This is a genomic window from Eubacterium sp. An3, assembly GCF_002159465.1.
GTDB classification, from domain to species: Bacteria; Bacillota; Clostridia; order Lachnospirales; family Lachnospiraceae; genus Anaerobutyricum; species Anaerobutyricum stercoris.
This window is the reverse complement of the sequence record NZ_NFIR01000020.1, coordinates 1-12792: the sequence shown is the minus strand read 5'-3', so window position 1 is coordinate 12792 and position 12792 is coordinate 1. Positions and strand designations below refer to the sequence as shown.

Sequence of the window (12792 nt, the reverse complement as noted above, 5' to 3'; positions counted from 1 at the left end):
GGTATCCGCCTCCTATCATGGTAAACGCCCAAAACTAAAATAATGGGCTTGCCAGTAGTTCGTGTTAATGCTTGTGTAGGAGATCGGCGATCCACAGTGGATCATCATGCCTCCGCCCACATAGATACCCACATGAGAAACGCCAGGCGTATCATAGGTGCCTTTGAAAAAGATCAGGTCGCCGGGCTTTGCCTGGGAGCTGGATACCGGGGTACAGATGTTGTAAAGCCCCTGGGCGCCCAGCCGCCCCACATTCCAGCCGGAATGATTGATGACCCAGGACACGAACCCGGAGCAGTCAAAGGATGTGCTCGGTGAGCTGCCTCCCCACACATATGGATAGCCCAGATATTTTTCCGCCTCGGCGATCATGGCCGCAAAGGTTTCATCCTCCAGGGCCTCCGGGGGGATATCGTAATAGGTGGGCTCCTGCAGGGTGGAGGCGTTTGGATACTCTCCGCCGCCGAACAGGTCCGGCCGGTTGCCCAGGGTAGACATATAGGCAGCGTATAGGGAAAGCTGTTCCTCGTCCATCATATAGACCGGCAGATGGGACAGGTCAAAGTTCTCCAGGGTCACATTGCAGATGTAATAATCGTAGGGCACCTCATAGGTATCTGTATGGGTATTCCCGTCCTCGTCTGTCCAGGTATCTGTTTCCGTCCGGTAGCGGACCTCCACCGTCACGGTCTGGGTCAGGGTATATTGCCGGTCAAAAAGCGTTTGAAGCTCACTCTGAACCTCGCCGATGGTAAACACCCCTTCGTGGAGGGCTGACAGAATGGAGATCAGCACATAGGGGTCATGGCCGATCTCGTCCAGGTCGAAGCGGTATTCATCGTAGCCGGGATAGTAGGTCTCGTAGTTGTCCAGCTCGTCTTGAAGCTTCGCCTCCAAATCCGCATAGGCCGCCTCCGCCGCCAGCATGTCCGCGTCCTCGGAGAGATAGGAGGTCATAAAGACGCCGCTCACCCCGGAGCCGCCCATGATGGAGCAGGAGGACATCCCGCCGAACAAAAGCCCCACGCAGGCGCCGATCCCGATAATGAGCAGCACTACCCGGCTATGGTTCTTCACATAGACAAAGGTTTCCTTGAAGGCGTCCTTTGCCTTCTGCGCCGCGCTCTTTGTGGCAGCGGCGGTTTTCTTCGCCGTTTTTTCGGCCTGGCGGATCTCCTTTGCGTAGTTCCTCTGGATACGCTTCTTTTGCAGAAAACGGGAGACCGGATTGGAGGCGGCCAGGGCCGGATCGTCATGGAGCGCCTTTTGGTAAAGAAACTCCGCGTTTGCCTTGATGGAGGCATTTTCCGCCTTGACCGCATCCCGCCAGGGCTTCATGCGGTGCTCCCGGACAGCGGTACGGACGCCGCCCACAGCACGAGCGGCACCGCGCTCCACCAGTTCCTCGCCCTTATGCCCAGCCTCCACACCCACATTTTCATGTTCCACCTTGCGGACCTCCCCGTGGGCGGTGGCCTTCAATTCCTGTACCGGGCGGGAAAGCGGATTGTGCCGCAGATGGCCGTTAGGCTTTTTCTCCACATCCTCAAAGCGGAGGCGGGTCTTGCCTTTGCCTGCCGCCTCGTCAAAGATGCGCTCGGTCTTTAAGACCTTCTTTGTGGGGATGGCCTCCTTCGCCGCGTCCAGCTTATCCGCTGCCCGGTCAGAGCGACGGATTGCTTTTTGCAGGTCGGGGGAAGCGCGTTCTTCCTCGGTGAATTTCAGACGGGAAGAAGGGCGCTGCCGAACAGCCGAACCCTCCCGGACCGTATCCGCCTGGGCATTCGCTGCCTTTTTTGCCTTTCGCCGGTCATGGGCGCGGGCGATATGCTCCGCCGCTGCCGCCGCTGTTGTCACCGGCTCCTGTTCCGCGGAAAGATCAACCTCCGCCTCCCGGCTGCTGATGTTTGTGACCTCGCCCGTGGCAAGGTTCTCCGCCACCGCGCCGTCATGGGTCATTTTCTGCGTGACCTTTTCGGACGCTTTCAGTTCGTTCATGTTGCTTCACCTGCCTTTCCGTAGGGACAGATATTGACACACGCCCCTATTTCAATCATGGCGATATACCGGAAGATGGGGTATGCCTGGGGAGGGCAGACCGCGTTTCCCAATGTTTTCAGCCGCAGAGCCCGCCCATCCATCCGCTCCGTCATGCGGGGGACTCCATCGGGTTCCCGGTCCCAGAGGATACGTCCGTCCATCCTTTCGGGAAGCCCATCAGCCATTCCACCCAGTCCGGGTTCAAGGCCGCCGTATCCGATACCGGCTGCTCCTGGAACACCACCTGCGCCGACAGGTTCCCGTCTTTCTTCGCCGGATCGTAGGCAGAAGGTTTCAGGGTCGAGCGGAAGCCGTCCGATGCCACCGGGGTCAGATAGAACACCGCCGCCGACAGCGACAGGCTCCAGATCGAGCCGTTCCGGTTCCTCTTTCGGAAAATCCCATTGTCGGACAGGTACACATCCAGGCTTGCCGCGTCCCTGGCGGTCCCCTTGTCGGAGGCAAGGGGCGTGGGAAACATCAGCCGCGACGATAAAAGTTCGCTGGCGCTCATGCCATGCGCCGACGCCGCAAGCCGGAAATACGAATGGGAGAACAGCGTATCCCGCTTTTGCCAGGTCAAAAATCGTTTTGTCGAGCCCCATATCGATGAAGCCAGCAACATTTTCCCCAAGCACCCAACGGGGCCGCAGCTCGGCAATAACGCGGCACATCTCCGGCCATAGATAGCGTTCATCCGCAAAGCCTTTCCTCCGTCCGGCGGTGGAGAAGGGCTGGCAGGGGAAGCCGCCGGATATAACGGTGACTGTTTCAAGTCCTGTTTTTTCAAAAAACGCCTCCTTCGTGAATGTTGTGATATCCCGGAACCTGGGAACCTCCGGCCAATGCGCCTCCAGGACGGAATAAGGGAAATCCGCCCACTCGCACTGGCAGACGGTTTGAAACCCGGCGGCCTCCGCCGCCAGGTCCAGGCCGCCGATCCCGGAGAACAGGCTCACATGGGTCAATGTGGTTTTAATATTGTCGTTCACCTCCTAATTTTGAGCATAAGAAAACCCGCTTCAAGTCGAAGCGGGTTTCTTCTAAAGTCATCCTAGATTACCGAGACAAATTATATACTTTTTTTATTGCAGCTGTCCATTCTTCGGAGTTTCTTCCGTAATTCTTAAAAACATCAAAAGCATGAGTTAGTGCATCATAGATTTCTGATATACGATCACATACATCTTGAGTGACATCAAAATCTACACCATGTACTAAACCATTCCGATACATCCTAAGTTCATTTATTTCATTTAATAAAGAGCCATTTACAATTTCATTTAATCCTAGCACTTTAAGTGATTGGATGATTTGAGGTTTATAATTATAGCGGTAAGAATTCTGATCTTTCATGCACTCTTGAGCAAAATCTATAATCACACGTTCAAGCAAATTGTATGTTTTTAAGAACTCCCTAAAGTCGCCAGATGCTGATGCTGTTGATTGATAGTATTTTTCAGCACTCTTTTTCATCTTTTTTATTTCTTTATCTAATTTTCCTGGATCAAGCAACATTGTACCAAATGTCAAAATGGCAGTAATGCCAATCAGAAAAAGAAATAGGCTTTCGTTTATGACGAATGGGTAGATTGCCATCCAATTATGTAAGTCTATAATTCCTATCATGCACAAAAGAATTATTAACCCACAGGTGATTGCTATTAAAATAAGGATATGGAAATAACGATTAAGAATAGCAGTTGTGGCATCATAGAGTGTATCATCATCTTTCGTAGACTCTTTGAATTTATCTACAAAAAATACATACGCTGTCAATGTTAAACCGAACACTCCGCCAATTACTTGTGCCATTGCAGAAAAGAGATAGAGCAATTGATTTTCATTCAGCACAAATATGGCATCACAACACGCAGAAAGAATCACACTCAGAACAGTTGCAATTCCTATACTCCATAATAGTATTTTGCCAAAATAGCTCAATTGATTTTTCTTTTGCTTTTCCATATCCCTATCGCTCCTAAAAATCTATGAAATCATTATACCATATCCTTTTTGGAAAAAATAGTAGTGTTTATCTGTTTATCACTTCCTCCGGCTTCGTGGTCATAATGTTGTAAAGCTCGTTGTCCTGGGGGAAATCATCCATGAAGGGCAGGATCACATTCCCGAAAAAGATAAGCCCCTGTCCGGGGCCGGAATTGCTGATATGCGCCGCCTGCTGGGTGGAGATATTCAGACGCTCGCACAGTATCTTCCGGTCGCCGCTGGCCTGGTTCAGCAGATAAATAAAATCGCTGTTCTCAAAGATGTTCTCGATCTCCGGGGAGGCCAGCAGGTCCTTGATGTTCTGGGTGATCCCCGTGGGGATACCGCCCCATTTGCGGAAGCGTTTCCAAATCTCCACGCTCCAGCGCCCTACCTCGCCCCGCAGCAGAAGGTGGAACTCGTCCACATAGTATCTTGTGGATTTGCCTTCGCTCCGGTTCACCGTGACACGGTTCCACACCTGGTCCTGGATGACCAGCATCCCCAGGTTTTTGAGCTGTTTCCCCAACTCCTTGATATCAAAGCACACAAGGCGGTTGTTGATATCCACGTTGGTCCGGTGGTTAAAGACATTCAGCGAGCCATGCACATACAGCTCCAATGCGGCGGCGATCCTTGCGGCCTCCGGCTCCGGCTGCCGCTTGATCTCGTCGTAGAGGTCGCCCAGGATGGGGACATTCTCCGGCTTCGGGTCCGCCAGATAGGGACGGTAGACGATCCGCACCGCCCGGTCGATCACCGTCTTTTCCACCGGCTCCAGACCATTTCTGCCGCCCGCCGCCAGCTCGCAGAAGGACAGGATAAAGTCAGATTTCAGCGCCAGGGGGTTATCATCCTCGGAGTAGTTGAGGCTCATATCCATCGGGTTCACATACTGGCTGCTCGTGGGGGATATCTTGATGACTTGCCCGCCCAGGCGGTGGACCAGGGGGAAATACTCCGCCTCCGGGTCGCAGATAATGATATCGTCCTTTGTCACCAGGAACACGTTGAGGATTTCCCGCTTTGCGGAAAAGCTCTTGCCGCTGCCCGGTGTGCCAAGGATCAGGCCGTTGGGCGTCTTGAGCTGCTTGCGGTCCGCCAGGATCATGTTGCCGGAAGTAGCGTTCAGGCCGTAATACAGCGCCTCGCCGCCCTGGAAAAGCTCCTGGGAGATAAAGGGGACAAAGATCGCCACGGAGGAAGTGGTAAGCCCCCGTTCGATCCTGATCTGATTGACGCCTAAGGGGAGGGCGGACACAAGGCCCTGCTCCTGCTGAAAGTCCAGCCGTACCAGGTGGCAGTTATGCTTCTGTGCCACGGAGGACGCCCGGAAGATATCGTTCTCCAGCTTTTGCTTCGTGTCCGCCACGTTCACCACCAAGAAGGTCATTAAAAACATCCGCTCATTCCTGGTCTGCAAATCCCGGAGGATATTCTTTGCCTCGCCCGCGTAGGTGGCGATATCGGAGGGGATGATATCCATATCGAACCCTTCTCTGGCCGCCCGCTTCTGGGCGTCGATCTTCATGCTGTCCAGGTCGGTGATCTTGCGCTTGACTGTCTTGATCGCCTCATTCTGGTCCATGCTCCGGATATGGAGGCTCACAAAAATGGCGCTGTCCGTATCCAGAAGGTCGGCAAGCACCCGGTCATTCAGCTCCGGGGCCGTGATCTGCAAGAAGCTCACCGCCCCATATTTGCCTCCCATGCCAAAGCGCCTTGCCTCCCCGAAACGGAAGGAGGAAGGCGCGATAAAATCCTTGACCGACAGGCCGGAAGGCGCCAGCCAGTCCCATTCAAAGGAAAACCGCTCCCCGTCCGGGTGGAGGATGCCATGCAGCACCTCAAGCCACTCCTTCCCGCCCAGGGCCTCCGCCAATGCGCCCATTGCCTTAAAGTAATTGAGCGCGTCCAGTGTGATACGGGAGAACCGCGCCCTGGCCTCCTTGATGTTCTTCGCCTCAATGGCAAGCACCAGAAACTTTGTCTTGACCATGCCGTTATTGCCGTGTTCAAGCTGTCCCCGGAGCATATCCGTGTAGAGGGCGCGTACCCCGTCGAACCGGTCTCCCTGGGCGGCGATCTCAATTCGCTTTCGGAAATCCGCCTTGTTTACCTTCCGGCACACAAGGGAAAGCTCCATGCCGATAGAAGCGTCGTGGGCGTTATACATATCGCACAGGGCTTCAAAAATGGCCGTCTGGTCGTCCTTCTGGGCGAGCTGATAATTCACATCCTCAAATTCGATGCACCGGCTCCAGGTGGTATCATCCAACTTGCACAGCCCGTCTGGGTACATCTGCCGGAAGGGTAAGGTATCCTGGGCCGAATGGGGCTTTCCGTCGCCCCTGGCCGTTTCGATGATCCTTCGGATTTCCCGCTTTTCAGCGGCGGTCAGCTTTCGCTTTGCCTTTACCGGTGCCGCCTCCTTCGGCGGCTGCTTTCGATTTCTGAACAACCTTCTTCACCTCCTTCTCCGCTTGAATCTGCCGCTCTACGGCGGCATAGAAATTGTCTGTCTGATAAGGCCGTTCCTTCGGACGGAGAAAGACCGTCTGGATGATCTGGCCCGCGATCACCTCCAGCGGCTGCCCGTTCCGCTCATACATGGCGAGCAGGAACAGGGGCAGCATGACCACGATCATGCAGACCGTGGCGGTGCTGGAATTGACCGTTTTCCGGAGCAAAAAGAAAAGCGGTACTCCAATGAGTGCCGCCGCCCCGAAACACACAAGCTGCCGCCTGGTCAGGCCAAACAGCACCTTGCTTTTTACTTTTGTCAGGTCCTTCGGGACCGTTACATACGCCAATTTATCACCTCCAAAAGCAAAAGAGCAACCGCTACTCGCAGTTGCTCCTCATAAAAAGTATTTAGTTCAGTCAAAATCGACTCTACAATATAATAATTCAAAAATGACGATTTTCACGCATATACCGCCAGACGAATTATAAGACACTTGGTAGCGATACTGATTATCCTGCACTTCATTCCAAAACATAAATGCAGCCGATTCACCAGTGGATATGTTCTGCACGATGTATGGTGTCATACAGCTTCTCGATCCCACTTCTGGAAATAGATTTGTTTGCGGGATTTCTTCAAATCTATCAATATCTGCCTCGGACATATTAAAAACAAAATCATAGTCGATTTGTATATCGCTATCATCGAAACTGATATAATCAAGTTCAAAACCAGCATGTCCTTTTGCAAGTTTTATGAGAATACGACATAAGCGTTTTTCGTCAAAAGTATACTGAACAGTGCCATTAGTTACTTTTATTTGTTCATCAAGAAGCATTTTAAGGTTAGCGTTTTTTTCCAATCTCTGAGTTGTTGCCAAACTTCTGGAATACCCTCGATATATTGATTCTTTGAGTACATCCAAAAAACAGGCAACATATTCTTCATCATTGGAAAAACCGTTATTGCACTCAAAACATGCCGGGATAGTCGCTAAGTTATCTGGGTATGGCTCAATCAAAAATGCTTTTGACGGTACATGCTCTCTTGTTGTTGCTGGTTTTCCACAATAGATGCACCCATTTTCTTTAGATTTATCCCAAGAGGTGTAATATCCAAGTCCATCACTACCTCCAGGACGCTTTCTTTGTTCCATATAATCACCCCTAATTAAGGTAATTATAGCACAACTCCAATAGTTTTTCACCTCCTTAATGCGCCCCGAACAGACTCTTTGAGAGGCTGCCGGTTTTGAATAACGCAAAACACAGAAGCACCGTGTACCCCATGCAGGCCCAGATCGCCCCGGAAAGGTCCCCGCCCGTGGCAATGCTCTGGACCAGCACCGAATAAATACCCACGCACACCATGATAAGAAATGCCTGGAACGCCAGGGCGAACAGGGATTTCAAGTAGTTCTGCCCGGTAGAGCTCCAGTCCCGGTTTGTCATGGTGGCAAGGGGGATCGGCCCGATGGAGGTCGTCAGTAGGGTAAGAACCCAGCGCCTTGCCATATCGCTATGGCAGGTTTCCGAGAACTCCCCTCCGAACCGGACTTACACCTCTCGATGTATCCGGCTCTCCAGCTGTCAGTCTAATTTCCCAGCGTGTAACTTATCGTGACAGTCAATACAGAGTGCCATTGTCTTGCGCTTACGCCCGATCATGGCGATTTCCCATTGTTTTCTGCCGCTCAAGTCTTTGAGTTTTCGTACATGGTGTATTTCAATTGGTACATTCTCTGCACCGCACCACTCGCATTGACTCGCTTTCAGCCGCTTTATTAGGCTGTTGCGTCCGTAGTTCTCAAACACTCTTGCAATCACATCGGGATTGCCGCTTTCCACTTTGGTATCACGGCGAAACCCGTTGTTATAGAACAGCACCTTTCCAACCTTGCCGTTTTTCTTCGGATACTCCACAACAAAATCTTTCCCTTGACGGTACTTCTGAATAATTCTGCTGATTCGTGTCCGGTATTTTCCGGCAAAGGTCTTGAGCATACTGTATCTCATTACATAGTAGAAGTTGTTGAGGACGGACACATTGTTTGCGAGCCGGTAGTAGTTGTACAATCCACGGATTTCTGCGTTGTACTGGTTCAGGATTTCCAAATCATCCAGGTGCAACAGGCGGGTGCGCCGGACAGGTTCCCAAACCTCTTTATTTCCGTTCTGTTTGTCGTGTTTAATCTTGAGGGCATGATAGGAGAGCAGCCGCTTGACCCACTTGTCGTGGGGGACATAGAGCATGACTTTTCCGTTGTTTACTCGTCTGGTGGCCCCGGTTTTGGTCTTTTTGTTACACTCACCTTTGGCGATTGTGACCTCATACCCCAGGAACTTAGCAAAATCATGCCCGTGGGTAATCAGTGTTTTTTCCTCGGACATTTCCAGATGAAGATTTTCCCGGATGAAGCGCCCCACATCCTGTTTGACCTGTTCCGCGTCCGCTTTTCTGCCAATTACTCCAATCAGAAAATCATCGGCGTACCGAATATAGAAAACTCTTTTATAGCCTTCGTCCATTTGGTCGCTGTACGGTATTGACCGCAGACTGCGCCGCAGTTCTCTGATTTCGGCAAGTAAGCCCTCTTTTTCTTCCTCGCTCATTTTGGAGATGTTTCTTTTGAGCCTTTGCTCTTTTCCACGGCAGACATCCAATTTCTTCTTGAAGGCCGGATTGATTTTACGGCGCTCTCCGCAGTTGAATTTCTCTGCGTATTCCGCCATAAACTTATCCAGCTCGTTCAGATAAATGTTTGCAAGGATGGGGCTGATGATAGAGCCTTGCGGAGTACCGGAGTAAGTATTGTGGTAGTTCCAGTCCTCCATATATCCGGCTTTCAAAAACTTCCAGAGCAGACCAATAAAATGCTCGTCCGCAATCCGCTTGCGCAGAATGGCAATCAGCACATGGTGGTCTACATTGTCAAAACAGCCCTTTATGTCGCCCTCAACAAACCACTTTGTCCCTGTGAAATATTTCTGCACATATTTGAGCGCCGTATGGCAGCTTTTGTTTATGCGGAAGCCGTGGGAGTGGTCGCTGAAGGTTGGCTCGTAAATGCTCTCCAGTATGAGCCGCACCACCTCCTGTATCAGTTTGTCGTCGAATGACGGTATTCCCAAGGGGCGCATCTTCCCGTTGGATTTCGGGATATATGTTCTCCTTGCGGGGTTGGGCTGGTAGCTGAAATCCCGCATTTTTTCAATGAGGGCGTTGACCCTCACCATTCCCATGCCGTCAATCGTCTTGCCGTCTGTTCCGGCTGTCATATTGCCTGGTTTCGCCTGTATCCGCTGGTATGCCAGCAGATAGAATTGTGGATTGTACAGATTGCGGTATAACCGCTCGTACTTGTAACTCTGGTTACACGCCTTGGATTTTAGGCTTTCCAACACATTCTCAGGACTTCTCATAATGCCTCACGCACCTTTCCTTTTTATGAGTTGGTTAACATCCTGCCTTCCTTCGCCATGTAGACGGCTTTCCCGTCCTCGGACTACTACGAAGGCTCCGTTGCCTTGCCGGATATTCAGCGTCATCTTTCTTGGGGTTTTAATCCTTGAAATTTTTCACCTTGCGGCATTACGCATAGCCGGACGGTTCCGGCGTTCCGGTTTAGGCAATCTCCAGTTAGACACTTTGGGAAAAGCGTATTGTGATGTCGGAGTGGGTTTTCGTCCTTTTCCGCTTATTGCGGCTGGCTGTCATAAGTATCGTGCGGTTTGTGTATACCTGTCACATTCCGCTATGACATACGGCGAATACAACCATCCTGCGCCGCCGGGTCGAGTATCCCGCCTCGGACTGCCCTTAAAGCAGTTTAGCCTTGTTCCTCGTTCACAATGTTGCGTCTTGCCGCTCAGTCGTGGGTAGATGGTTTCCCCAACTTGCGACGTTTCCGGTACGCTATTGTCCCCCTTATGGTTTCCCTCCGGGGTAAACCGGCTGACGCTAAAGTGACGCTTTTTCAGCGTCTTTGATACTTTTCTTTACCGGCTTGCCAAAGCCGGATTCCCAAAATGCCCGCGCACCGCCTGCGGATTACAAGCGGCGCTTCTGGACGCGCGATATATTTCAATCATGCGCCCATACACCACAAGCATAATGCAGATTGACAGGGCTTTCATGGTAAGCCCTACAAAGAGGGATTGAAACCATAACCCCAAAAGACCGCCCACGCTCATAGCGTCGAGTTTTGCTTCAATGTCGGTAATGACAGTGGTAACGTCTATGCTTGTATCGGATATGATAACCCCCGCGCTCTGATTGACGACGCTCTGCGTAACGTCAAAAACTCCCATGACGATATTCCAAGTATTTGTTACCAGCAGCACCGCAACAAAGGTTTTGAAAATCCATTTGAAAAAAATCCAAGTGTCGAGATCGTGCAGATTGTTTTTTTCAATTACAAGCTGGATTAGTTCATAACACATGACAAAGGTAATGATAACGCCCGCAATCGGTACAATGACGTTTTCCGAAAGGCTGCGTATCATGTTGAATATGCCCGCGTTCCACCCGGCGGGGGTCGTGCCGACTTGCGTTGCAATTTCTCCAACCTCTGTATTTACGCTGTCAAACAAGCCGGAGAGGTTCGATAAAATCCCGTCTGTCAAAATGCCGCGAAACCAATCTTCAATCATCTGCCATATCAAAAGTTAATCCCTCCTTTCCCGCGCCCTCCCGTTTCCGAGAGGGCGCGGCGGGTGGTATTTGTTTTAGGCATTATCCAAAAAGTTTGGAAAGAAGCGGAACAAGGGTGCCGCCGATCAACGCGACGCCACCGCCCGCCATAAGCTGCTTCATGCCCTGGCTCTTTGCGCCCGGATTGTCGTTGCCGTAACCCTCCATGAGGTTGATAGCCCCCCAAATGCCAAGACCTGCGCCAAGCGCGATAACCAAAGTCTGCAATACACCAACTGCGCTGTTAAAGAAATCCATATAAACCTCGCTTTCTGCCGCTTTGCGGCTCAAAAAATGTTGTTGAAAATGAAAATGCCGCCGTTATTCCTCGGCGGCTGCGTCCTCGTCGGACAAATCTATTTCGTATATGTCAAAGGCTTCATCGGGCTTTACTATTGCCGGGCGGGTAGACATATACCGTTCCACATCAAAAGCGTTTTTCTTGTCGAAGTCGGAAAGGTATTTGTAGTTCGGGTGTTTCGTTATATCGTATTTGTCGCTTAAAAAGGGACGTACACCGCGTAGCTGCAAAATACATTTCCCACCGTCCATAACTGCTATTTCGTCCTGTGTCATCAACTCCTTTCCTAATTTTTGATAAGTAAGTCCATGAGAAACCTGCGTGCCGCGATTTTCGGAAGTGTTGAAACTGTCAATTGTTTCCCGTCCCAAGTTATCCGAAATATCCTTTGCATTTTTCCCACGTCCTCCCAAAAACAAGGTGCTGTCGGCATTATCAAGTATGATTTCTGCCGCGTCCTTGTAAATGGCTTTTAGCTGGCTCTGCGATTGCAGAATGATAGAAGCGGACATTTCCCGGCTGCGGATTGTGGCAATCAGTTTATCAAATCGGGGTATCTGTCCGATGTTCGCAAACTCGTCAAGCAAAAAGCGGACGTGAACAGGCAATTTGCCGTTATATTCGTCGTCCGCTTTGTCGCAAAGCAAATTGAAAAGCTGCGATTGCAGCATAGCGATAACAAAATTAAACGTGCTGTCCGTATCGCTCATTATGAGGAAAAGTGCGCTCTTTCTGTCGCCTAACGTGTCAAGTTCTAATTCGTCGTAGGACATGAGATCGCGCAATTCCTTAATATCAAAAGGCGCAAGCCTCGCACCGCAAGAAATGAGGATTGATTTTGCTGTTTTGCCCGAAACGAGTTGTCAAGGACTTTTTAATCAAATTCACAAAAAAGCCACAAAAAAGTGCCAGAAGCAGATTTTAGCTCCTGACACTTTTGCGGATGGGTTATTTGCTCCTGCTTAACAGTTCGTCGCAAAGGTACGCATATTCCGGCAGTTGGTCGATATAGGGTTGCCAGCGTCGCTTTATCTCGGCCAGTTCCAGCGGATCAGCGTCCTCGAAGTCGTGATCGTTTCCGGTCATTCCGAAAACATCCAGTGCTATATCGTTCAAGCACTCATAACAAAGACCGACAGCAGACTCTATCCAGTTGCCGGTGTCGATATAAACCGGGTCGATACATATTGCCAGCCACACATAGCCGACCTTGTCCGACCAAACCAAATCATAAGCGGTCATCTGCTGGATATGTTTCTCAAACACTTTGCGGACGCGCTCAATCTCATTTTTCTCTTTTTCT

At 50.8% G+C, this 12792-nt stretch carries 9 protein-coding genes and 3 pseudogenes; all 12 read right to left on the bottom strand.

The genetic code is table 11. The features are described from left to right. Nucleotides 1-15 precede the first annotated feature (15 nt). The gene (locus tag B5F87_RS14325; protein ID WP_087282207.1) at nucleotides 16-1998 is read right to left on the bottom strand and encodes a C40 family peptidase; all 1983 of its coding nucleotides are present in this window, start codon (nucleotides 1996-1998) and stop codon (nucleotides 16-18) included. Further along, on the bottom strand, nucleotides 1995-3032 hold the full coding sequence (locus tag B5F87_RS14320) for a DNA cytosine methyltransferase (RefSeq protein ID WP_242964490.1): 1038 nt from the start codon (nucleotides 3030-3032) through the stop codon (nucleotides 1995-1997). Before B5F87_RS14320 ends, B5F87_RS14325 begins: the two co-directional genes overlap by 4 nt. 67 nt (nucleotides 3033-3099) lie before the next feature. Further along, entirely contained in the window at nucleotides 3100-4008 is a 909-nt protein-coding gene (locus tag B5F87_RS14315; RefSeq protein ID WP_087282206.1) for a hypothetical protein, read from the bottom strand. 67 nt (nucleotides 4009-4075) lie between these two features. Then, entirely contained in the window at nucleotides 4076-6331 is a 2256-nt protein-coding gene (locus B5F87_RS14310) for a conjugal transfer protein TraE (RefSeq protein WP_087282290.1), read from the bottom strand. A gap of 85 nt (nucleotides 6332-6416) precedes the next feature. Continuing rightward, complete coding sequence (locus B5F87_RS14305) at nucleotides 6417-6842, bottom strand: PrgI family protein (RefSeq protein ID WP_087282204.1); 426 nt, start codon at nucleotides 6840-6842, stop codon at nucleotides 6417-6419. Between the two features lie 66 nt (nucleotides 6843-6908). Then, complete coding sequence (locus B5F87_RS14300) at nucleotides 6909-7652, bottom strand: hypothetical protein (protein WP_118635992.1); 744 nt, start codon at nucleotides 7650-7652, stop codon at nucleotides 6909-6911. Nucleotides 7653-7707: 55 nt separating this feature from the next. Next, nucleotides 7708-7983, bottom strand: a pseudogene (locus tag B5F87_RS14295) (hypothetical protein); the annotation flags it as partial. Between the two features lie 102 nt (nucleotides 7984-8085). Further along, nucleotides 8086-9918 carry a reverse transcriptase/maturase family protein gene (locus B5F87_RS14290; RefSeq protein WP_087282196.1) on the bottom strand — a complete coding sequence of 611 codons (1833 nt, stop codon included), beginning with the start codon at nucleotides 9916-9918 and terminating at the stop codon, nucleotides 8086-8088. A gap of 654 nt (nucleotides 9919-10572) precedes the next feature. Continuing rightward, a pseudogene (locus B5F87_RS14285) lies at nucleotides 10573-11160 on the bottom strand (CD0415/CD1112 family protein); the annotation flags it as partial. 70 nt (nucleotides 11161-11230) lie between these two features. Then, nucleotides 11231-11446 (bottom strand): Maff2 family protein, encoded by a 216-nt coding sequence (locus B5F87_RS14280; RefSeq protein WP_003508243.1) that lies wholly within the window; start codon nucleotides 11444-11446, stop codon nucleotides 11231-11233. A gap of 63 nt (nucleotides 11447-11509) precedes the next feature. Further along, nucleotides 11510-12352: pseudogene (locus tag B5F87_RS14275) on the bottom strand (TraM recognition domain-containing protein); the annotation flags it as partial. A gap of 85 nt (nucleotides 12353-12437) precedes the next feature. Then, the coding region (locus B5F87_RS14265) for a hypothetical protein (RefSeq protein ID WP_143405262.1) at nucleotides 12438-12792 on the bottom strand (355 nt) is incomplete at its 5' end.

Coding starts and splice junctions, on each gene's coding strand:
- B5F87_RS14325 (WP_087282207.1), bottom strand. CDS start 1,998: ATGAACGAACTGAAAGCGTCCGAAAAGGTCACGCAGAAAATGACCCAT.
- B5F87_RS14315 (WP_087282206.1), bottom strand. CDS start 4,008: ATGGAAAAGCAAAAGAAAAATCAATTGAGCTATTTTGGCAAAATACTA.
- B5F87_RS14310 (WP_087282290.1), bottom strand. CDS start 6,331: ATGTACCCAGACGGGCTGTGCAAGTTGGATGATACCACCTGGAGCCGG.
- B5F87_RS14300 (WP_118635992.1), bottom strand. CDS start 7,652: ATGGAACAAAGAAAGCGTCCTGGAGGTAGTGATGGACTTGGATATTAC.
- B5F87_RS14290 (WP_087282196.1), bottom strand. CDS start 9,918: ATGAGAAGTCCTGAGAATGTGTTGGAAAGCCTAAAATCCAAGGCGTGT.
- B5F87_RS14280 (WP_003508243.1), bottom strand. CDS start 11,446: ATGGATTTCTTTAACAGCGCAGTTGGTGTATTGCAGACTTTGGTTATC.